The sequence below is a fragment of the Hyalangium sp. genome (genome assembly GCF_045802625.1).
In the GTDB taxonomy this organism is placed as follows: Bacteria; Myxococcota; Myxococcia; order Myxococcales; family Myxococcaceae; genus Hyalangium.
The window spans coordinates 85,096-106,562 of sequence record NZ_JBJMQP010000113.1 but is presented as its reverse complement, the minus strand read 5'-3'; the positions used below and the strand labels follow the sequence as shown (position 1 = coordinate 106,562).

The window sequence follows — 21,467 nt, the reverse complement described above, 5'->3', positions numbered from 1 at the left end:
CTCCCCCTCCTCTTCATCCGTGGCGGCGTCGCCGGTCTGCAGCACTCCGGCATGCACCTTCTCCAGCAACTGCAGGAGCAGCTTCCGCTCCTGCACCGTGAGGTGCTTGCGCACGTCGCTCTCCAGCCGCTCCAGCTCGGCGTGATAGACGGCCACCTCCTTGCGGCCCGCCTCCGTCACCTCCAGGCGCACGCAGCGGCGATCCTCTCCCGCGCCGCGCTTCAGCAGCCCATCCTCCACCAGCCGATCCACCAGCCGGCTCACGGCGGGAGGATCCACCAACAGCCGCTCCGCGAGCGCCGCCTGGCTGCCGACCTCTCCCCTATCAATCGCTTTGAGCGCCAACATCTGAGTAAAAGGACGCTCGGTCCGCTTGCTCAGTCGGCGAGTCAGCAGCCGATGCATGGCGCGGCGCAGGGATGCTACTTGCTCTGCCAGGGTCATTGAGCGTATTAATGGTTGCGCTTTGCAACTATTGTCAACTGCACCGATGAACACGGACGCTCCAGGGCGAGCGCCGGCAAGCTCCATCGGTGAAGTGCCCTCCCCTTTCGCCCACGGTATGCACCTTCGCATCGCCCTCCTTGTCGGGCTCGTCAGCACCACGGCTCTGGCCGAGACTCCCGCTCCGGCTGCGCCCAACGCTCCGGTTCCACCTCCCACCCAGTTCCAACCCAAGGTGGAGGATCCCATGCTGGCCCCGATGCCTCCCTCGGCCCGGCAGGTGGCCACCTGGGACGAGGCCCTCGCACTGGTGAAGGAGCGCTCCACGGATCTGGACAGCGCCCGGGCCGGCGTCGAGCGCGCCGAGGGCCGATGGCGTCAGGCGCTGGCCGCGCTGCTGCCCAACGCGCGCTTCGCGGGAGGCGTCGGCTATGACGTGCTCAACTCGAGCAACTCCGTGCTGGCGACCTCGGGCACGGTGCTGCCGCCCGCTCCCTCCCCGAGCGGGCGCAAGCCCACGGCGCCGCTGGCCTCCGCGGCCGCGTCGCTGACGCAGGCGGTGGTGGACGTGAGCGCCTGGCGAGGCCTGTCCTCGACCGAGGCCGCTCAGCACAGCGCCGAGGCCAACTTGCAGGACGTGCGGCGCCGGCTCACCCAGGGGCTCGCACGCGCGTTGGTGGCCGTGGTGTCCGCCGAGCGCGCCGCCGAGCTCAACCGGGTGGGGCTGCGCCAGGCCCTCGAGCGCGCTGCGCTCGTCCAGCGGACGCTGGAGCTGGGCGCGGCCACTCAGTTGGATCTGGCGCGCACCCGGCAGGACGTGGAGGTGGCGCGGCAGTCGCTGATCTCCGGGGACGAGCAGCTGCTCCGGGCCCGTGAGGCGCTCGGGCTGGCGCTGGGCTTCGATCAGGCGGTGGGCGTGGCCTCGGGCTTCAATCTCCAGGGGCTGGTGGCACAGACGCAGGCGGACTGCGCGCCGTTGAAGGCCCTGAGCGAGCGGCCGGATCTGCTGGCCGCGAGCACCCAGCTCGAGTCCGCTCGGGAGAGCCGCCTTCAGGCCTCTGCTGGCTACCTGCCCACGCTGGGCATCACCAGCAGCGCGCTGGCCTACACCACCGAGCCCGCCGTGGGGCGGGTGTCCACCTGGAACATCGCCGCGGTGCTGTCCGTGCCCCTCTGGGAGGGCGGGCTGCGCGGAGGCCTGGTGCGCGAGCGAGCAGGCATCGAGCGGCAGGCGGCCGACACGCTGGAACTCACCCGGCGCAACATGGAGCTGGAGGTGGCTCGCACGCGGCGCGACGTGGGCGTGGCCGAGGCGTTGGTGAAGACGGCGCAGGCGGGACGCTCCCTGGCCGAGCAGACGGACCAGCTGACCCGCCGTTCATTCGAGATTGGCCGCAGCGGTAGCCTGGAGCTGGTGCAGAGCGCGGCGGCCTTGCGTCAGGCGGAATTGGCCCTGGCGCTGCGTGAGTTTGAGCTTGTCCAGGCTCGCCTGGATGCATTCTTGACGGAGGCCCGGTGCGACTGGTGAAGCGGGTGCGCCCCCTGGAGGCGCGGATGAAGCAGTGGTGGGGATTGGCTCTGGTGGTGGGCATGGTGGGCTGCGGAGGCCAGCCGCCCGCGAAGGCTCCTCCTCCTCCCCGCGAGGTGGAAACGGTAACGATTGCTCCCAGCGAGACGCGCGACACGGGCGAGTACCTGGGCACGCTGATCTCCCGGCAGAGCGTCAACGTGCTGCCGCAGGTGGTGGGCTACGTGCGCCGCATCCACGTGACGCCGGGCCAGAAGGTGGAGGCCGGGGCCCCGCTGCTCGAGGTGGACGGACGCCAGGAGACCGCGGCGCTCGAGAGCGCCCAGGCCCAGCGCAGCTCCGCGCAGTCCTCGCTCGAGCTGGCCAGGCAGACCCTGGAGCGCACCGAGGCGCTCTACAAGGAAGGCCTGGTGAGCGCGCAGGAGCTGGAGCGCGCCCGCTCGCAGGCGCAGACCTCCGAGGCCGCCACGCGCGCCGCCTCCGCGCAGGTGTCCCAGCGCGAGGTGCAGTTGCAGTACTACGTGGTGCGCGCGCCCTTCGCCGGCACCATGGGTGACGTGCTGGTGCGCGTGGGCGACTACGTGGGCGCCACCACGCCGCTGACCAGCGTGGCCCAGGCGGACGTGCTCGAGGTGAGCGTGTCGGTGCCCTCGTCGCGCGCCCGCTCGCTGCAGCCGAACTCGCCGCTGGAGATCCTGGACTCACAGGGCAAGGTGCTGCTCACCAGCCCTGTCTTCTTCGTGGCCCCGCAGGCGGACCCGCGCACCCAGCTGGTGGAGCTCAAGGCCGCCTTCCGCAACACCGTGGGCCTGCGCCCCAACGAGCTGGTGCGCGCGCGCCTGGTCTACTCCACCCGCCGCGCCCTGCAGATCCCCGCGCTCGCGGTGACGCGCCAGAGCGGCCAGCCGTTTGCCTTCGTGGTGACGGACAAGGACGGGAAGACGCTGGTGCAGCGGCGCCCCATCACCCTAGGCGTGCTCGGGGAGACGTCGTACGTGGTGGAGAACGGCCTGCACGAGGGAGATCGCGTGGCGGTCTCCCAGCTCCAGTCGCTGCGCGACGGCGCCCCGGTGAAGGTCAAGGGCGCCGCCGCAACACCCGTGGCCGAGTCAGCGCCGGGCACCGAGGGTGGTGGTTCGGCCGGGGGCGCCCGCTAGCTCGGGCCCATCCCTCGGGCGGCTCTCGGTGAGGGCCGCCTGATCACAGCAAAGAGAACGAGGGCGTAAGCACCGTGTTCGTCGACTTCTTCATTCGCAGGCCCATCTTCGCGGCCGTCTGCTCCATCCTGCTCACCCTGGTGGGCGTGCTGGCCATCCCGACGCTGCCCATCTCGCAGTACCCGGATCTGGCGCCGCCCCAGGTGACCGTCACCAGCACCTACGTGGGCGCGAGCGCCGACGTGGTGGAGACCGCCGTCACCATCCCGCTGGAGCAGGAGCTCAACGGCGTGGAGGGCATGCGCTACATCTCCTCCACCAGCGCCAACGACGGCACGAGCACCATCACCATCACCTTCGAGCCCACGCGAGATCTCGAGGTGGCCGCGGTGGACGTGCAGAACCGCGTCAGCCGCGCCTCCGCGCGCCTGCCCTCGCAGGTGAACCAGACGGGCATCGTCGTCAACAAGGCCTCCAGCCAGCTGCTGATGAGCTTCGGCCTCTACAGCCCCGACGGCACCTACGACTCGCAGTTCCTCAGCAACTACGCGGACGTGAACCTGAAGGACGCCATCAAGCGCGTGCGCGGCGTGGGCGAGGTGCGCATCTTCGGCGAGCGCAAGTTCTCCATGCGCCTGTGGCTGGATCCCACGGAGCTGGCGCGCCGCAAGCTCACCCCGCAGGACGTGGTGCGCGCGCTCCAGGAGCAGAACCTCCAGGTGGCGGCGGGCCAGGTGGGCCAGTCTCCCTCCGCGGAGAACCAGCCCTATCAGCTCGCGGTGCGCGCGCACGGCCGGCTCCTCGAGCCCGCCGAGTTCGATGACATCGTCCTGCAGCGCACCAACGACGGGCGGCTGGTGCGAGTGAAGGACGTGGGCCACGCGGAGCTGGGCGCGGAGAACTACGGCCAGCTCATGCGCTTCAACGGGAAGGAGGGCGTGGGCCTGGGCATCTTCCAGCTCCCCACCGCCAACGCGCTGGACGTGCGCGACGCGGTGACGCGCGAGATGGAGCGCCTGTCCAAGCAGTTCCCGACGGGCATGGAGTACAAGCCGGGCACGGACACCACGCTGGCGGTGCGCGCCTCCATCCACGAGGTGGTCAACACGCTGGCGGAGGCCATCGCGCTGGTGATCCTCGTCATCTTCCTGTTCCTGCACGGGTGGCGCAGCGTGCTGATCACGGCGCTCACCCTGCCCGTATCGCTGGTGGGCACCTTCGCCTTCGTGAAGCTGTTCAACTTCTCCATCAACACGCTCACCCTGTTCGGCCTGACGCTGGCCACGGGCCTGGTGGTGGATGACGCCATCGTGGTGATCGAGAACATCGAGCGCTTGATGTCCGAGCGAGGGCTCAGCGCGCGGCAGGCCGCCCGCGAGGGCATGAAGGAGGTGTCCGGCGCGGTGGTGGCCATCTCCATCGTGCTGGTGGCGGTGTTCGTCCCGGTGGCCCTCTTCCCGGGCACCACGGGCGCCATCTACCGTCAGTTCGCGCTGACGATCGCCGCCTCGGTGGCGCTGTCCACCTTCTGCGCCCTCACGCTGACGCCGGCCCTGAGCGCCAAGCTGCTGCGCCACGGGCACGGGCCGAAGTGGATCCTCTTCCAGAAGATCGATCAGGTGCTGGATTGGACGCGGCGGACCTACGGCCGGATGTTGGGCGGCCTGCTGAAGCACCCGGTGCTGGTGCTGCTGGCCTTCCTGGCCTGCGTGGGCGGCACGGTGGCGCTGTTCCGCACGGTGCCCACCGGCTTCATCCCGGACGAGGACCAGGGCTACGTCATCATCTCCATCCAGGGCCCCGAGGGCATGTCGCTGGCGCAGACGCAGAAGGTGCTGGTCAAGGTCGAGAACCTGCTGAAGGCCCAGCCCGAGGTGACAGGCATGTTCGTCATCGGCGGCTTCTCCTTCAGCGGCGCCGGCCCCAACATCGCCACCGCCTTCGCGGTGCTCAAGCCCTGGGAGGAGCGCGAGGGCCGCGAGCACTCGGTGGCCGGCATGGTGGAGCGGCTGCGTGGCCCGCTCAACAGCATCGGCGAGGCGCGGGTGCTGCCCTTCCAGCCTCCCGCCATCCGCGGCGTGGGCCAGGTGGGCGGCTTCCAGTTCATGGTCGAGGACACCTCGGGCAGCGGCTCGCTGGACAACCTGGGCGCCTCCGTCGGCAACCTGGTGGCCAAGGGCAACGAGGAAGGCACCCTGCGCGGCGTCTTCAGCTCCTTCACCGCGGACACCCCGCTGCTGGACGTGGAGGTGGATCGCCAGAAGGCCAAGGCGCTGGGCGTCCCCATCGAGCAGATCTTCAGCACCCTGCAGCTCTACATGGGCAGCCAGTACGTCAACGACTTCAACTACGCCAGCCGCACCTATCGCGTGTACCTGCAGGCGGACCAGCAGTTCCGGGACAGCCCGTCGGACATCAGCGCCTTCTACGTGCGCAGCGACGGCGGGGATATGATCCCGCTGGAGTCCCTGGTGAAGGTGGCCCCCACCACCTCCGCGTCGATCATCCGCCACTACAACCTCTTCCGCGCCGCCGAGATCAACGGCCAGGGCGCTCCGGGCGTGTCGTCCGGCCAGGCGCTGGATGCCATGGAGGCGATGGCGGCCCAGCAGCTGCCTCCGGGCATGAGCACCGAGTGGACGGGCATCAGCCTCGAGCAGAAGGAGAGCGGTGGGCAGACGCTCATCATCTTCGCCATGGGTCTGGTCTTCGTGTTCCTGGTGCTCGCGGCCCAGTACGAGAGCTTCAGCCTGCCCTTCGTGGTGATCCTCTCGGTGCCGCTGGCCATCCTGGGCGCGCTGGGGCTCCAGCTGGCACGCGGGCTGGCCAACGACGTGTTCTGCCAGGTGGGGCTGGTGATGCTGGTGGGTCTGGCCAGCAAGAACGCCATCCTGATCGTCGAGTTCGCCGAGCAGCTGCGCGAGCAGGGCAAGAGCGCCATGGAGGCGGCCATCTCCGCGGCCGAGGTGCGGCTGCGGCCCATCCTGATGACCTCCATCGCCTTCCTCCTGGGCGTGGTGCCGCTGATGCTGGCCACGGGCGCGGGCTCCGCCGCGCGCAACTCGCTGGGCACGGCCATCTTCGGCGGCATGTTCGTGTCCACCGCCGTCAACCTCATCTTCATCCCCAGCCTGTACGTCCTGGTGCAGAAGCTGCGCGGCGATGCCAAGCGCGCTGGCGCGGACGATGAGGAGGCGGTCGCTCCCGCGCCCTCGCACTGACGCGGGCCGTGGGCCGCTGGGCCGTACCGGCTTCCTGAGCCGGCACGGCCTTCACGCGGGCGCGAGGTCCGGCTGCTCTGCCTGCTTCACCGGCAGGACGATCCGGAACGTGGTGCCCTCTCCGAGCTGGCTGCGCACCTCGATGCGCCCGTGGTGCCTGGAGACGATGCCGTACGAGAGCGCCAGCCCCAGGCCCGTTCCCTTGCCCACCGGCTTGGTGGTGAAGAACGGGTCGAAGATGCGCTTCAGGTTCTCGGGCGCAATCCCCTGCCCCGTGTCGGCGATCTCGACGAACACGTGCTCACCATCCTGGCTGCCGGTGCGCACCGTGATGGTGCCGCGGTGGCCCTTGATGGCCTGAGCGGCGTTGACGAGCATGTTCAGGAACACCTGGTTGATCTGCGACGGCAGGCACTGCACCTCGGGGAGGTCGCCGTACTCCCTGATCACATCCGCCACATAGCGGACCTCGTTGTGCACGATGTTGAGCGTGCTCTCGAGCCCCTTGCGCAGATCCACCTGCTGCCATTGCGCGTCGTCCGCATGCGAGAAGTCCGTCAGGTCCCGGATGATCTGGCGCACCCGCCGAAGCCCGTCCATTGACTCGTCGAGCAGTGACACGGCGTCTTCGCTCACGAGCGCCAGATCCACCTGCTCCTTGACGGCGATGATGCGGACCCGCGCGGCCGCATCGAGCCGAGCCTCCTCCTTCTCGAAGGCGGAGATGACCTTCAGCAGCTCCATCACATACTCGCGCAGCGCGCCCAGGTTGCTGTTCACGAACCCGACGGGATTGTTGATCTCGTGGGCCAGCCCGGCGGCGAGCTGGCCCAGCGAGGCCATCTTCTCCGACTGCAGGAGCTGGCTGTGCGTGGCCTCAAGCTTCCGGAACAGCGCCGCCTGCTCCGCCTTCTCGTTGAGGAGCGCCTCTTCGATCTGCTCCCGGTCCGCCAGCTCGATGCGCAGCTGATCATTGCGCTCCGTCAGCTCGCGGGACATCAGCTCCAGGGAGCGCTCGATCAAGCGCCGATCCTCATCCGCGGCCTGGTAGGCGTCGCTCACCGCTTCGAGGAAGGGCCTCAGCTCCGGTGGAAGCGCTCCCTCACCCAAGAAGCGCCGAATCTGTCTCGCGAGGAGCTTGTGGTAGGTCACGATTCGGAGAAGGCCGTGATGGTCATGGTCTGGTTGTGGAGCTCGCACTGGGTGACGGCGCCGTGCGGGCAGATCTCTCCATACGAGTAGAAGCCGGCCAGCACCGGCCGCGCTCCGAGCACCTCTCGCACGCTCTCGACTTCTTCCTCCACGCGCTGCTTGAGCACCAGCTTGCGCCCCACGCAGCTGATCAGCAGCGCCAGCTCGGGTGAGAAGTCGCCCAGCCGCTCGAGCCCGGTGCGCGCCGCGCCCGCGGCCCCATCGACGAGGCGATCGAAGTTAGCCTTCATCAGGCGAGCGTAGGTGCCCTTCGGCATGTCGCCCGCGAAGATCATGCTCTGGTTCTTCTCGTCGATCCCGAGCACGGTGCGCACCACGCTGTAGCCCTCATGCTCGCCGCGGAGGGCCAGGGGGAAGCGCAGCGCCGTGGCGGGCAGCCCCGCGGCGTGCTCTCCCAGGTATTGCTTGTAGAGCTCCAGCGCCGAGCGGCCGTCGAGCTCATAGAGGATGTTGCGCTCGGAGCGGGTGATCAGGCGCTCCGGGCCGAAGGGGTCCCATCCCCCGAGCGACCCATATCCGATGCGCAGCCGCTCGCCATAGAGGCCCACGGCGAGGAGCTGGCCCTCAGTGGGCACGTCATTGCAGCAGACCACGGTGTGCAGGAAGTCCGGGCCGTCGCCCGCGAGCCCGCCCGTCACCGCCACCGACGCGGGCAGGTTGGCTCGCAAGCCGCGCACGAGCTCGGTGCCGTTGACGTTCAACCCATCGGACAGGACCAATACATGGGAGAGCCCGGGCCGATGGAGGGATCGGGCCAGCGCCTCCCCCGCGGCCTGGCTCTGCTCCATGGCGTCGACATGAGCCCGGGCCAGCTGGACGTGGGTGTGCTCGAACTGGATCGCCGTGGCCACCAGGGAGTGGTCCCGCACCTCGGTGCCGCAGATCTCGCCCGCCGTGGAGCAGCCCACGATGGTGGCGGCCGGGTACCAGCCGCGGACCTGCTGGAAGGCCGCGGGTTCCCGCAGCTGCGCTCTCGCGCCAAACAGCAGCACCAGCTGTGCGCCCGAGCCCACGCCTTGCGCCACGATCTCGCGCCACCCGCTCGCGGCGGTCCATGCCTTCTGGTCGACCTTCATGCAGCTCCCTCGGTGAGGCGCGGAGCAAGGGAGATGTTAGCGAGCAACCTCCTGAGCAGAAAGGCGGAGATGCGAGTGCGTCCACATCGGCACTGAGAGTGAACACGATTCCAACGCAAGGCGCTACGAGAGCGAGCACTCAGGTATCAGATCCACCGCTGATACCCGAGCGCTCGGACGTGGCCTGCTCCTCGGCCCGCCTGACCTCAGTTGAGGATGACGTGGCAGGTGGTGCCGTTGCCCGAGGGCGCCACGTCGCACACCAACCCCGAGCAGCAAGCCGCACCCGTGGACTGATCACAGGTGGTGCCGTCCGACAGGCAGGCGCCCGCGTCTGGGTTGGAGCTCGGCGCCTGGCAGAAGTACGTCAGCTCCGAGGCCGGCTGGCACTGGAGCCCCTGGCAGCAAGTGGTGTTGGGGCCGCACTCGGCGCCGGAGGGCGTGCACGCCCCCCCGTCCGTAGGCTCGGGGACGCGAACGTCGAGCGTCCAGAAGGCGCGGTGGTTGTTCTCGTTCAGATCCTGGAAGGCGAAGCGGAAGGCGGGGTAGCTCGGATCCACGACGCCGCCGTCCGGGTAGGTTTGGCCCAGCTTCGAGCGATCAATGGCCGCCACCCAGATCTGCTGGGTGCCGCCAGAGGGGTAGACGACGCCGTAGGGGCGCAGGCTGTTGAAGGCCACCCAGTCCGTGTCCCCAGGCGGCGCCCAGGTGGGCATGTTGTTCTCGTACTGCCCATTGGTGAGGCCACGCGCATCACACGTCACGCCGAGGCAGTTGTTCACGGCCCGGTTGGCGGTGAGCAGCTCCACGGGCTGGCCCGTCCCATCCGCCTTGGTGAGGAAGAGCTGGAGCGTCTTGTCCCCATGGCCGCCCTTGCCGCGCGCATACACCACGGCCTGCCCATCAGGAGCGTAGCTGGGGAACAGGTTGCTCAGGCCGCCGGCGGGCACCAGCACGCGCGTAGACCCCCAGGCGCCCGTGGCGGCGTGGGCCACCACCCCCAGCGCGGCGTTCCCAGGCGAGTCGCCGCCCACGTTCGAGTACACCAACTCCGTCCCGGTAGGTGACCAATCCGGGTTGGTCCCCGCGGCGATGGGGAGGTCCGCGATCTTCGCGCCAGTGCTGGAGTCGAACTCGGCGAGCTTGGTGCCCACCGTCGCCACCACGCGCTTGTCGTCCGGCGAGAAGGTGCCGAAGCCCTTGTTGGCGGTGGAGATCTGCGTGGTGATGACAGGGGTGGGCGGCGGCTGGAGCGCGACGTCATAGACGAACTCTCCCGTGGCGGAGCTGGTCTGCGTCCCGCCGAACAGCTTCTTGCCGCTGCGGCTGACGGTATGGCAGGCCACGCACTTGACCACAGCGGAGTTGGGCAGCGTCGTGGGGACGGGCTTGGCCACGACGTACGCCTCGGGCGCGTTGTCGGACACGGAGGCCCTGCGCACACCCGCGGCCGTGGTGGACCAGTAGAAGATGGCCCCGCGCACGTCCCGCTTGGAGAAGCTGAGATCGATGGGGGGCGCCCGGTACACGTGGGTATCACTGGCGCTCACGCCGTCCACGGTGAGGCGCGTGGTGGCGCCCGCGTTGGAGCCCGCGATGGCGAGCCACGCATTCGCGTCCGCCTCCCAGCAGGCCGCCGTGGTGGTGTTGGCGCAGTCCGGGTGAGCGCCGTCGGTGTAGATGGTGGTCGTCGAGTACGGCCCCTCGAAGGTGAGACGGAAGGACTCGTTGCCTCCCTTCTGCCACTGGAAGAGCACCTTGTAGATGTTGCGCGGGAAGCGCGTTTGGTTGTGCGGGTACACCACGCGCGGCAGCTTGGCCGAGGTGGTGGTGTCCACCGTGCCGTTGAAGCGGTCGACGGTGCTCTGGGGCGGGCTGCCCACGGTGGCGGAGAGCTTGAGGGTGAGGCTCGCAGACCCGCTCACGCACCCGTCGGTGGCGCTCAAGGTGACGACACCGCCCACGCCCGGCGCGGGGGTGTAGACTCCGTCCGCAGAGATGGTGCCCGCGGGGGAGTCGTCGCTCCGGGTGACGGACCACGTGACGCGCCGGGTGGCCTCCAGGCTGCCTCCGCCAGACAGGGCCGCCGTCGCGGTGAAGGAGACCGTCGTTGGCCCGCTCGAGGTAACGGTGACGGTCTGGCCGTCCGGCCCCACCTGGAGGGACTGGGCCCCCGGGATGCAGGCTTGGGTGGTGCCGCCGTCGTCTCCTGTCTGCCCACCGTCTGTCTGCCCACCGTCCTGCTGCGGGTGGTCGTCTCCACCGTCATCGCCGACGTTCCCGTCAGGATCTCCACACTGGCAGGCAGTGATGAGACACAAGCAGAGAATGGGCAGCAGTGTACGCATGAGCAGCTCCAAGACGGGGGACGGCACACCCTACACCAATGCGGGTTCGTGCCGCTCTCCTCTGACCCGAGCCGCCTCCGAGCGGCCACATGACCACCGCCACGGTTCTGGTCGTCGATGACGACCGCGCCAACCTCGACTCCGTCGCCCGTATCTTCCAGCGCGAGGGACTCGCCACCCTCTCCGCCTCCAATGGCACCGAAGCGCTCGACCTGCTGCGCAAGCCCGAGGTCAGCGTCATGGTCACCGATCTGATGATGCCTGGCATGGACGGCCAGGAGCTGCTCAAGGCCGCTCGCACCATCCGCCCGGACGTCGAGGTCGTCCTGATGACCGCCTACGCCACGGTACGACGATCGGGAGCAGCCTGTGCTCCCGCTTTGGCACGCCGCACCTGTCACGCTGGGGGTGCTGGCAGGGCATCGTGGTGGAAGCCGACGCACCGCATGGAGAAATCCAGGGCGCCTACACCCTCAAGTTGTGGGAGGCGGGAGGCCCTCACAGCATGACCTTGGAGGGCGTGGTCTTCCCTCCGGCACCGAATTCTACTGCTCCCTGACTCCGCGCCTGTTCTGGCGCGCGGAGGGGGAGGACCCATGCGTGCAAACCTGCTCCACCGCCGCGCCGCTGCGCGCTGGCCGGTGCTGATGCTTTGGGGATTGCTGGCGGGCTGCGCCACGGGCAGAGCGGACATTCCCCTGGGCGCGAGGGTGGAGTTCGAGAACCTGCGCTACCGCCCCGCCACTCCCCAGGACGCACCGGATACAGCGGCGGCTCGGAAGCAGGCGCAGTCGCAGCCTCAGCAGGCTCTCGGGGAGGGCAGTGGCCCTGCGGGGATGGTGACGCGCTCGGTGTTGGGCGGCATCCGGCAACTGGACGCCTTCGAGGCGGTGCTGGTGCTGGCCGGGCTGGACAACCCCGAGGCGCTGCCCTCGCCCGAGGCGCCCCTCACCCCCGAGGACGCGGCGGCGCTGTATGACGAGCTGCTGGACAAGCCCGTCCCCCTGGCCCAGTTCGCTCCTCGGCTCGTAGCTTCCTACCTGCTGCGCGAAGCCATGGAGGGGGAGGAGGAACTGCCCCGGGAGGTGCTGCTCCAGCGGGTGCAGCGCTTCCGGGGGCTGGCGGTGCTGCGGCCCGACGGCTACCTGGCGTGGGCGCTCACCGGGCAGACGCAGCAGCACGTGGCCGAGGTGGAGTGGAAGGACGGCGCCTTCCGGGCTCACGCCTTCGAGGTGGGGCACTTCTACTCGGGCCGCAATGGCATGGCCTTCTTCGCGGTGGATGAGCAGCTACGGGACAACAAAGCCTCCGGCGTGCTGGCCGAGGTGTACGACGACGCGGACGTCATCAGCCGCGTACTGGACGGAGCCGAGGCTTCCTACATGGAGCTGGCGCTAGCCATCGGCAAGCTGGTGAGCCACCCCGTGCAGAGTGCCGAGGACTTGAAGCACCTGCCCACCGCGCTGGCCACTCTCCTGGAGAACTCGCCGGAGTACCTGGAGCGCTTCCGGCTGATGACGCGCGGAGAGCAGATCCGGGCGCTGTCGAAGTTGGGCACCACGCTGCTGTCCACCTACGGAGCTGCGGGGAGCACCACCCGCACGATGGGGACGATGGGCCGTGGGCTGGAGTCCATCTCCGTGCCCGCGCTGACGCTCACGGCGGAGGGAGCGCTGGTGGTGGAGCGGGTGATGGTGCCCGCCGGGCGCGTGGTGACGGCGCTGAGCGGCGGGCCCGGAGCCGCCATCATCCTCCAGCGCGCCGGTGATGCGGCCAGAGGGCAACCCTCGGCACCGGAAGGCCCTGGCGAGTGGGGACCGGCCAAGGAGTCCATGAGCAAGCGCTCGGCGCGTTACCAGGAACAGATCACCGGCCACTCCTCCAGTGAGGCGTATTGGGTAGGCGGCAAGGACATGAAGAGTGGTGGGGTGAAGCTGGATGGCTTCAAGGACGGAACGCTGCTGGACGCCAAGGGGCCCGGTTACGCCAACAAGTTCACCGACGGCCTCAAGCCCAAACCGTGGTTCAAGGAATCAGGAGCCAAGCAACTCGTCGCGCAAGCGAGACGCCAACTCAAGGCGGCGCCGGGCGTACCCATCCGGTGGCATGTGGCGGAGAAGAAGGCTGCGGACGCCATCCGGAAGTTGCTGGAGGGAGAGAAGATCTCGGGGATCGAGGTTGTTCACACTCCAGCGTTGCAGTAGAAAAACTTCATGGAGGATCCGCGTTACATCGGGGCCTACTGGGGCGCTCGTAAGGAATCGGCCGAGGAATGCGCTCGCCGCCTCGCGGCTTTGGTCCAGTTGCTAGCGCCGATGGATCCTCTCTTCGCCAACTGGTTCAAGAGCGCGAAGTCGCTCAAGGAGTCCCTCAAACGCCCACTGGAACTCGAACTCTCCGCCCTCACAAAGCACGTCCAGCGCTGCATCATGCGCGACACTCGGCGCCAGCCCATGGAAGACTTGGGCTTCAGTGTCTGGCTGTGGAACGGGCGTCAGGGGGGCAACGACGCCTGGCTGCGGACCTCATGTGGAGGCTATTCAGAGTGGGTGGGCAACAATTGTATTTTGGAGGCTCCGGATGAGGGGCCCGGTTCGGAGCGGGTCTTGACGATGCCGATCCAAGTCGCAGCGCTGAGGGCAATCGCCGCCGCGTGGGATCCGGACTGGGGAATATCCACCTCGTATGCGCTCCAGGATGTCATGGCGAAGAAGGGTGATGAACGGGACTGGCGGGTGGGGTGGATAACTTATATCTCACGCCGTCTGGGTCGCGTGCCCCCGCTGCCCGCGCCCGTGCGCATTGAGCCCGTGGAGGAACTGGGCACGTTGGTCATCGTGACTCCCGAGTTCTTCTCCGCATTCAACCCTGAACACATTGCCCTGGCCGAGCGAGTCCGCGAGCTACTGGATCGCGCGGGGCTGCTCACAGCGAGACCTGTGCAGCCCACGCCACAATAGACATGCTCATCAAGGTGCTGCGTAGGTTCGCGCCAATGCAGATGTCAGCCCCGAGCATTCAAGCAGCCTCATCACCGTTTGTGTGAACGAGGCCCCAGCCGCAAAGGCTTCGTCTGCGGGAAAGCCCGAAGATGCCAGATGTGCGTTGTATCTGTCGCGCAGACAAAGCACTCCCTTGGGCTGCTGAACCTCATCGAGGCTGGCACGGTCCTGAGCCCACGCCTCGAGTCTCGGTCGACACTGCTTGCAGCCTTGCTCGTCGCAGAGACGCATGGCTTCTCGCGTGTTTTGATACAGCGACCAACCGCGTCCCAGGCTTCACCGAGCGGAACTTGTTGATCTGAAGCCACCGCAGCTTGACCATCGATCACCTGTCCCGGCGTCCCACGCCGACAAAGTGTGCGAGCATACGCACCAAGCCTCCCATGTCCAGATCCAGGAATGCGGATTGCAGGACCGTGCTATTGAGGCCCTGCACCCATGACCACCGCCACGGTTCTGGTCGTCGATGACGACCGCGCCAACCTCGACTCCGTCGCCCGTATCTTCCAGCGCGAGGGACTCGCCACCCTCTCCGCCTCCAATGGCACCGAAGCGCTCGACCTGCTGCGCAAGCCCGAGGTCAGCGTCATGGTCACCGATCTGATGATGCCCGGCATGGACGGCCAGGAGCTGCTCAAGGCCGCTCGCACCATCCGCCCGGACGTCGAGGTCGTCCTGATGACCGCCTACGCCACGGTGGAGACCGCCGTGGCCGCCATGAAGGACGGCGCCTACGACTTCATCACCAAGCCGCTCAAGCGCCACGCCCTCGTCAAGGCCGTGGAGAAGGCGCTGGAGAAGCAGGCCCTCGTCGCCGAGAACAAGTCCCTCAAGGCCAAGCTGGCCGAGATCGGCGCCTCCGGCGGCAAGGCCATGGTGGGCCAGTCTCCCGCCTTCCGCGCCATGATGGACACGCTCCGCCAGGCCGCGCCCTCCACCGCCACCGTGCTCCTGATCGGCGAGTCCGGCACCGGCAAGGAGCTCGCCGCCCGCGCCCTCCACGAGCACTCCACCCGCGCCAAGGGCCCCTTCATCGCCGTCAACTGCGCCGCCATCCCCGAGAGCATCCTCGAGGCCGAGCTCTTCGGCGTGGAGCGCGGGGCCTACACCGGGGCCGTGGCCCGCCGCGAGGGCCGCTTCGAGCGCGCTCACGGGGGCACCCTCTTCCTCGATGAAGTGGGCGAGATGCCGCTGTCCGCCCAGGTGAAGCTGCTGCGCGTGCTCCAGGAGGGAGAGATCGAACGGCTGGGCGGCACCCAGACGGTGAAGGTGGACGTGCGCCTGGTGGCCGCCACCAACAAGGATCTCCAGAAGGAGGTCGCCGAGGGCCGCTTCCGGGAGGATCTCTATTACCGCCTCAATGTGGTGGAGATCCGCGTCCCCGCGCTCGCCTCGCGCCGAGAGGACATCCCCCTGCTGGCCGACGCCTTCCTGCGCCGCTTCGCCGCCAAGAACGGCAAGACGCTGCGCGGCTTCTCCGAGGAGGCCCTGCGGATCCTCGAGAACTACGCCTGGCCGGGAAACGTGCGGGAGCTCGAGCACGCCGTCGAGCGCGCCGTGGTCCTCGCCCGAGGCGAGGTGCTGGAGGCCAGTGATCTGCCCGAGAGCGTGCGCAAGGGCCCGCTGGGCTCAGCCGGTCAGCTCGTCATCCCCATTGGCACACCCATGGAGGAGATCGAGCGCCGCGTCATTCACGAGACCCTGCGCCACACCAAGGGCGACAAGACGCTGGCCGCCCGCCTGCTCGGGATCGCCGCGCGCACCATCTACCGCAAGCTGGAGCGCGAGGCCTCCGGCTCCCCCGCCGAGCGAGAGCCCACCGAGCCCGAGCAGGGGGAGCCCTCCTCATCGGCCGACTGACAGCCCGTCACATGCGCCCCCGCCCTGCTTTGACAAATTGTCCGAGCCCCCAAAACCCCATGCCCGCCCGCCCCGAGTGCAGTTCCTACCCGGAATAATTTCGCGCACTTGGCCGTAGGGCACAGATTGCCCGCCGCCCTTTGGGTGGCACTTCGCTTGCTCAACCCCGAGTAGCCCCCTGGGACGCATGATGGAACTCTTCTTCCGCAAGTACTTCTGGACCGTGAACCTCGTGTTCATCCTGCTCGTCGCCTGGATGGTGGCGCGCACGGGGAACCTGTTCGTGGAGTCCGCCATCGCGCCGGGGCCCAGCACGGAGCCGGCGGCGCGCTCCCCCCAGCGAGCCCAGGAGACGGAGAAGCTGGCCTCGCTGGAGATGGAGCGCCTGTCCAAGCTGACGGGCATCAAGATCCCCGAGCCCGAGCCCACGGTGCAGGAGCCCACCGTGGCCGCCAAGGCGGCGGACGACAACGCCGAGCCCGTCAAGAGCGGCCTGCGCGTGAAGCTGCTCGGCACGCTGGTGGCCGCGGACAAGTACTGGTCCTTCGCCTCCGTCCTGGACATGGGCACTCAGCGCTCGCAGACGTACATGGTCAGCGACCAGATCCAGGGCGCCCAGATCATCGACATCCAGCGCGAGCGCGTCATCATCATCAACAACGGCCGCAAGGAGTTCATCGACAACCAGCCGGGAGACGGCAGCGCGCCCACGCCCGCCTTCACGCCGCCGCCGCCCGTGGCCGCCGCCACCGCTCCCAACAGCGGCCTGGGCTCGGGCATCCGCGCCACCAGCGAGAACGAGTACGAGGTGCCGCGCGGTGAGATCGACAAGACGCTGGCCAACCTCAACGAGGTGGCCATGCAGGCGCGCATCGTCCCGGCCTTCAAGGACGGGCAGGCCCAGGGCTTCAAGCTCTTCTCCATCCGCCCGGATTCGATCTACTCGAAGATCGGCGTGCAGAACGGCGACGTGATCCGCCGCATCAACGGCTTCGACCTGAACAGCCCGGAGAAGGCGCTCGAGGTCTACTCCAAGCTGAAGGAAGCCTCTCGTATCGAGATCGAGATCGAGCGCAACGGAGCGCCGATCCGCAAGACGTACAACGTCCGTTAACCCCCGCAGTGCAAGCCCTTCCATGAAGACGCTCTCGCCCTGGTCGCTCCTGCTGTGCCTGGCGCTGGCCACCTCGCCCGCCTGGGCCCAGCGCCGCCCGCCGCTCGGCGGCCCTCCCGCCGGTACTCCCGCTGGCTCCCCCGCTGACAAGGGGGAGAAGCAGATCTCCCCACAGCCCGCCGCTGGCGTCACCGCGGCCGGTGAGGGCGCGCCCAAGGGCGGCGATGCGCGCACCACGCCCACCTGCGACGAGGCCCGGCGCCGCGCGCGCTACGGCATCTACTTCGACAAGGTGGACATCGAGAAGCTGGTGCAGACGGTGTCGGACGCCACGTGCAAGACGTTCATCCTCCCGGAGAACGTGCGCGGGAAGATCTCCATCATCGGCCCGGAGAACGGCCGGGTGGAGGTGGACGCCGATCAGTTCTACGCCGCCTTCCTCGCGGCGCTGGATGCCAACGGGCTCTCGGTCTACCCGCACGGCCGCTTCCTGAAGATCGTCGACAAGCGCTCGGCGAAGCAGAACCCCATCCCGACGATCGTGAACAGCGACGAGCCGTACACCACGAACGAGCAGATGGTGACCAAGCTCTTCAAGATCCGCTACGTGGAGGTGGAGCCGCTGCGCGGCGTGCTCCAGCAGCTGGTGTCCAAGGACGGCGACACCATCCCCTACCCGCCGGACACCATCATCGTGAACGACGTGGGCTCCAACATGCACCGCCTGGAGCGCCTGATCGATCAGCTCGACACGCGCGCCTCCAGCGACGAGCTGCGCGTGATCCAGGTCCGGTACGCCACGGCGCAGGACGTGGCCAGCACGGTGCAGAAGCTCTTCGAGGCCAAGTCGGGGCGCCCCGGCCAGCGCGCGGGCGGCGGCTTCATGCCCAGCGTCTCCCCGGGCGCGCCGGCCGGTGAGGGCGCCGCCGCCAACGCCGGGGGCCAGGAGACCGGCGGCGCGGTGACGCTGTCGCAGATCATCCCGGACGAGCGCACCAACAAGCTCATCATCGTGGCCAGCCCCGCCGCCTTCGAGCGCATCCAGCAGATCGTCCGCGAGGTGGACGTGCCCACGGACGCGGGCGGCCGCATCAACGTCTACCCGCTGGAGAACGCGAACGCCGAGGATCTGGCCAGCACGCTGCAGACGCTGGCGCAGGGCACCGCCAACCGGCCCCGCACGGCCACCCCGCAGCCGCCCCCGGGCCTGCCGCGCCCGGCCACCACGGCCGCCGAGCTGTTCTCCGGCGAGGTGAAGGTCTCCGCGGACAAGACCACCAACTCGCTGGTGATCGTCGCCAGCCAGTCGGACTACAAGAACATCGTCCGGGTGATCGAGCAGCTGGACATCCCCCGGCGCCAGGTGTTCGTCGAGGCCGTCATCATGGAGGTCAACCTGGACCGGAACTCCGAGTTCGGGATCAACTTCCACAGCGGCTACAAGCTGTCCACGGATCAAGGCGCGGTGCCGGGCCTGTTCGGCACCAAGTACACCTCCTCGGGCCTGCCGCCCTCGTTCTCGCTGGCGAACCTGGCCAGCTTCGGCGGCTTCCTGGCCGGCCTGCAGGGCCCCGTCATCCCCGAGCTGCAGAAGCTGGGCATCGACATCCCCGCCTTCGGCGTGGTGCTGCACGCGCTCCAGCAGAGCTCGGACGTGAACGTGCTCTCCACCCCGCACATCCTCACCAGTGACAACGAGGAGGCGGAGATCACCGTCGGCCAGAACGTCCCCTTCCAGGCCGGCTTCCAGCCCAGCGCGCTGGGCACCACCGGCCTCACCGGCGGCACCACGGGCAGCACGGGCCTGCCCACCTCGCTGCTCGGAAGCCTGGGCGGCCTGGGCTCGCTCTTCGCCCCCATCACCCGCCAGAACGTGGAGCTCAAGCTCACCGTCAAGCCTCAGATCAACGAGAGCGACTTCATCCGCCTGGTCATCACCGAGCAGACGGAGGAGATCGCCTCGAGCGATCCCGTGCTCGGCCCCACCACCTCGAAGCGCAGCGCGAAGACGACGGTGGTGGCCAAGGATCAGGAGACGGTCGTCATCGGCGGCATCATGCAGGACCGCACCATCGAGTCCGTCTCCAAGGTGCCGGTGCTGGGAGACGTGCCCCTGCTGGGCCACCTGTTCCGGCAGACCACGCGCAAGAAGACGAAGACGAACCTGCTCTTGTTCCTGACGCCCTACATCATCCGGGACCAGAGCGACTTCCGCACCATCTTCGAGCGCAAGATGCGCGAGCGGCAGCAGTTCGTGGAGGAGTTCTACGGGCAGGTGCCGGGCTACGACGTGGCCGTGGACTTCAGCCGCAAGCCGGGCCCGCTGTCGCGCATGAACCAGTCCTTCCTGCGCGAGCAGCAGCGGGTGGAGAACGGCGGCCCGGGCAGCCCGGGTGAGCGCGTCATCAAGCCCACCGGGCCGGGCGGCCAGGGCGCGACACGCCCGAGCACCTCGACGCCGGGCGATCAGACGCCCGCTCCCGCGCCGGGCGAGCTGGTTCCCGTGCCTCCGCAGGGCGCGCCCCCCGCGGGAACTCCACCCGGAGTGGAGACGGGCACGGACGTGCGGGAAGTCCCACCGCCCGAGAAGGGTTCAGAGGGACCAGTGCCCCCGCCTGAGAACCCTGAACGGCTGCGTATCCAACCGGATACCGCCGGCGAGGGAGTGCGAGCCCCATGAACGTGATGCCCGACGCCATCCCTACCGCGCCCACCGAGGCCCCGCCGCGCAACGACGCCACCCAGGTGGTGTCGCACGGCCCCGCCTTCCTGTCCGGCCGCCCCATTGGAGAGATCCTCCGCGCCACCGCGGGGCTCACCGAGGAGAAGCTCCAGGAGGCGCTCGCCGCTCAGGCAGAGAAGGGCGGCCGGTTGGGTGACGTGCTCGTCGGGCTGAAGGCCGTGTCCGAGGAGGACGTGGCCAAGGCGCTCGGGCTGCAGCTCGATCTGCCCTACCTCCAGCGCATCTTCGTGGAGGAGGTGGATCCGGAGCTGGTGAAGAAGGTCCCCATCAACTTCGCCAAGCAGGCGAAGATCATCCCGCTGTCACTCCAGAAGGACGACACCATCGCCATCGCCGTGGCCGATCCGCTGGACACCGCGGCCATGGACCACGCGCGCATGCTGCTGGGCGCCAGCCTGGACACACGCATTGCCCTGGCCACCACCATCGTGGATGCCATCAACAGCGTGTACGACAGGTCCATCAACGAGGCCGAGCAGCTCGTGGACGAGCTGGAGGCCACGGACCTGGACTCGCTGGCGCACGAGCTGGAGGAGCCCAAGGATCTGCTGGACACGGACGACGAGGCGCCCGTCATCCGGCTGGTCAACTCCGTGCTCTTCCGCGCCGCCAAGGAGCGCGCGAGCGATATCCACATCGAGCCGATGGACCGCGAGCTGATGGTGCGCTTCCGCGTGGACGGCGTGCTGCAAGAGGTCATCAAGCCGCCCAAGCGCTACCAGAACTCCATCGTCAGCCGCGTGAAGGTGATGGGGCAGCTGAACATCGCCGAGAAGCGCCTGCCGCAGGACGGCCGCATCCGCATCAAGCTGGCGGGCCGCGACATCGACATCCGTCTGTCCACCATCCCCACCACGTACGGCGAGCGCATCGTCATGCGCCTCTTGGACAAGACGGCCACGCTGCTGGACTTGTCCGAGATCGGCATGGCGCAGCACACGCTGACGGGGATGGAGGCCGTCATCAAGCGCTCGCACGGCATCATCCTCGTCACCGGCCCCACCGGCTCCGGAAAGACGACGACGCTCTACGGCGCCCTGTCGAAGATCAACACCCCGGACCTGAACATCCTCACCGTCGAGGACCCGGTGGAGTACCAGCTCAAGGGCATTGGCCAGATGGCCATCAGCCCGAAGATCGGGCTGACGTTCGCCCAGGGGCTGCGCTCCTTCCTCCGCCAGGATCCGGACGTGATCATGGTGGGCGAGATCCGCGACAAGGAGACGGCCGAGATCGCCATCCAGGCCTCCCTCACCGGCCACCTGGTGTTCTCCACGGTGCACACCAACGACGCGGCCGGCGCCGTCACCCGTCTGGTGGACATGGGCGTGGAGCCCTTCCTCGTGGCCTCCTCGCTCACCGCCATCCTGGCGCAGCGCCTGGTGCGCCGCGTGTGCCCGGACTGCCGCGTGCAGTACACGCCCACGGACGACGAGCTCAAGGAGCTGACCCACTCGCGCGCCTCCTTCAAGCAGCGCTACGGGGTGGAGAAGATCTACAAGGCCGTCGGCTGCCCCAACTGCAACCGCACCGGCTACCGCGGCCGTACGGGCATCTACGAGCTGCTGCTCGTGGACGACGACGTGCGCCAGCTGGTGTTGAAGAACGTGGACGCGTCCACCATCAAAAAGGCCGCCACCAGCAAGGGCATGCTCACGCTGTTGGAAGACGGCGCGCGCAAGGTAGCGCTGGGAGAGACAACCATCGCCGAAGTCCTCAGCATCACTCAGGAGGACATCTAACCACCGCCCCTCTCGAGGGG

General features: G+C 68.5%; 13 protein-coding genes and 1 pseudogene. 10 read left to right on the top strand and 4 right to left on the bottom strand.

Going from position 1 to position 21,467, the window contains the following annotated elements:
* Window positions 1-405 (bottom strand): MarR family winged helix-turn-helix transcriptional regulator (locus tag ACJ8AT_RS21110; protein ID WP_407739582.1); only part of this gene is annotated, 405 nt, incomplete at its 3' end.
* 157 nt (window positions 406-562) lie between these two features.
* On the opposite strand from ACJ8AT_RS21110, the gene ACJ8AT_RS21105 reads away from it, so the two are divergent.
* From ACJ8AT_RS21105 to ACJ8AT_RS21095, 3 genes are all read left to right on the top strand, one after another.
* Complete coding sequence (locus tag ACJ8AT_RS21105) at window positions 563-1,972, top strand: TolC family protein (protein WP_407739581.1); 1,410 nt, start codon at window positions 563-565, stop codon at window positions 1,970-1,972.
* 26 nt (window positions 1,973-1,998) lie between these two features.
* The gene (locus ACJ8AT_RS21100; RefSeq protein WP_407739587.1) at window positions 1,999-3,129 is read left to right on the top strand and encodes an efflux RND transporter periplasmic adaptor subunit; all 1,131 of its coding nucleotides are present in this window, start codon (window positions 1,999-2,001) and stop codon (window positions 3,127-3,129) included.
* Window positions 3,130-3,203: 74 nt separating this feature from the next.
* On the top strand, window positions 3,204-6,350 hold the full coding sequence (locus ACJ8AT_RS21095) for an efflux RND transporter permease subunit (protein WP_407739580.1): 3,147 nt from the start codon (window positions 3,204-3,206) through the stop codon (window positions 6,348-6,350).
* Between the two features lie 51 nt (window positions 6,351-6,401).
* Here the strand turns inward: ACJ8AT_RS21095 and ACJ8AT_RS21090 are convergent, their stop codons facing one another.
* The 3 genes from ACJ8AT_RS21090 to ACJ8AT_RS21080 form a co-directional block, all read right to left on the bottom strand.
* Entirely contained in the window at window positions 6,402-7,460 is a 1,059-nt protein-coding gene (locus tag ACJ8AT_RS21090) for an ATP-binding protein (protein WP_407739579.1), read from the bottom strand.
* Window positions 7,461-7,498: 38 nt separating this feature from the next.
* A complete protein-coding gene (locus ACJ8AT_RS21085) occupies window positions 7,499-8,638 on the bottom strand; it encodes an FIST signal transduction protein (protein WP_407739578.1) in 1,140 nt (379 codons plus the stop codon).
* Window positions 8,639-8,844: 206 nt separating this feature from the next.
* Window positions 8,845-10,986 (bottom strand): hypothetical protein, encoded by a 2,142-nt coding sequence (locus tag ACJ8AT_RS21080; RefSeq protein ID WP_407739577.1) that lies wholly within the window; start codon window positions 10,984-10,986, stop codon window positions 8,845-8,847.
* A gap of 89 nt (window positions 10,987-11,075) precedes the next feature.
* Between ACJ8AT_RS21080 and ACJ8AT_RS21075 the strand changes: the two are divergent.
* The 7 genes and pseudogenes from ACJ8AT_RS21075 to gspE all read left to right on the top strand — a co-directional run.
* Window positions 11,076-11,354 (top strand): annotated as a pseudogene (locus tag ACJ8AT_RS21075) (response regulator); the annotation flags it as partial.
* A 228-nt stretch (window positions 11,355-11,582) separates the two neighbouring features.
* The gene (locus tag ACJ8AT_RS21070; RefSeq protein WP_407739576.1) at window positions 11,583-13,190 is read left to right on the top strand and encodes a Tox-REase-5 domain-containing protein; all 1,608 of its coding nucleotides are present in this window, start codon (window positions 11,583-11,585) and stop codon (window positions 13,188-13,190) included.
* 9 nt (window positions 13,191-13,199) lie between these two features.
* On the top strand, window positions 13,200-13,946 hold the full coding sequence (locus ACJ8AT_RS21065) for an Imm52 family immunity protein (protein ID WP_407739575.1): 747 nt from the start codon (window positions 13,200-13,202) through the stop codon (window positions 13,944-13,946).
* 480 nt (window positions 13,947-14,426) lie between these two features.
* Window positions 14,427-15,848, top strand: a complete 1,422-nt coding sequence (locus ACJ8AT_RS21060) for a sigma-54-dependent transcriptional regulator (RefSeq protein ID WP_407739574.1) — start codon at window positions 14,427-14,429, stop codon at window positions 15,846-15,848.
* 187 nt (window positions 15,849-16,035) lie between these two features.
* Complete coding sequence (gspC, locus tag ACJ8AT_RS21055; RefSeq protein WP_407739573.1) at window positions 16,036-16,962, top strand: type II secretion system protein GspC; 927 nt, start codon at window positions 16,036-16,038, stop codon at window positions 16,960-16,962.
* A 22-nt stretch (window positions 16,963-16,984) separates the two neighbouring features.
* Entirely contained in the window at window positions 16,985-19,642 is a 2,658-nt protein-coding gene (gene gspD, locus ACJ8AT_RS21050; protein ID WP_407739572.1) for a type II secretion system secretin GspD, read from the top strand.
* Window positions 19,639-21,447, top strand: coding sequence for a type II secretion system ATPase GspE (gene gspE / locus ACJ8AT_RS21045; protein WP_407739571.1), 1,809 nt, complete (start codon window positions 19,639-19,641; stop codon window positions 21,445-21,447). The genes gspD and gspE overlap by 4 nt, the downstream gene beginning before the upstream one ends.
* Window positions 21,448-21,467: the final 20 nt, after the last annotated feature.

Coding starts and splice junctions, on each gene's coding strand:
- ACJ8AT_RS21105 (WP_407739581.1), top strand. CDS start 563: ATGCACCTTCGCATCGCCCTCCTTGTCGGGCTCGTCAGCACCACGGCT.
- ACJ8AT_RS21100 (WP_407739587.1), top strand. CDS start 1,999: ATGAAGCAGTGGTGGGGATTGGCTCTGGTGGTGGGCATGGTGGGCTGC.
- ACJ8AT_RS21085 (WP_407739578.1), bottom strand. CDS start 8,638: ATGAAGGTCGACCAGAAGGCATGGACCGCCGCGAGCGGGTGGCGCGAG.
- ACJ8AT_RS21080 (WP_407739577.1), bottom strand. CDS start 10,986: ATGCGTACACTGCTGCCCATTCTCTGCTTGTGTCTCATCACTGCCTGC.
- ACJ8AT_RS21070 (WP_407739576.1), top strand. CDS start 11,583: ATGCGTGCAAACCTGCTCCACCGCCGCGCCGCTGCGCGCTGGCCGGTG.
- ACJ8AT_RS21065 (WP_407739575.1), top strand. CDS start 13,200: ATGGAGGATCCGCGTTACATCGGGGCCTACTGGGGCGCTCGTAAGGAA.
- ACJ8AT_RS21060 (WP_407739574.1), top strand. CDS start 14,427: ATGACCACCGCCACGGTTCTGGTCGTCGATGACGACCGCGCCAACCTC.
- gspC (WP_407739573.1), top strand. CDS start 16,036: ATGATGGAACTCTTCTTCCGCAAGTACTTCTGGACCGTGAACCTCGTG.
- gspD (WP_407739572.1), top strand. CDS start 16,985: ATGAAGACGCTCTCGCCCTGGTCGCTCCTGCTGTGCCTGGCGCTGGCC.
- gspE (WP_407739571.1), top strand. CDS start 19,639: ATGAACGTGATGCCCGACGCCATCCCTACCGCGCCCACCGAGGCCCCG.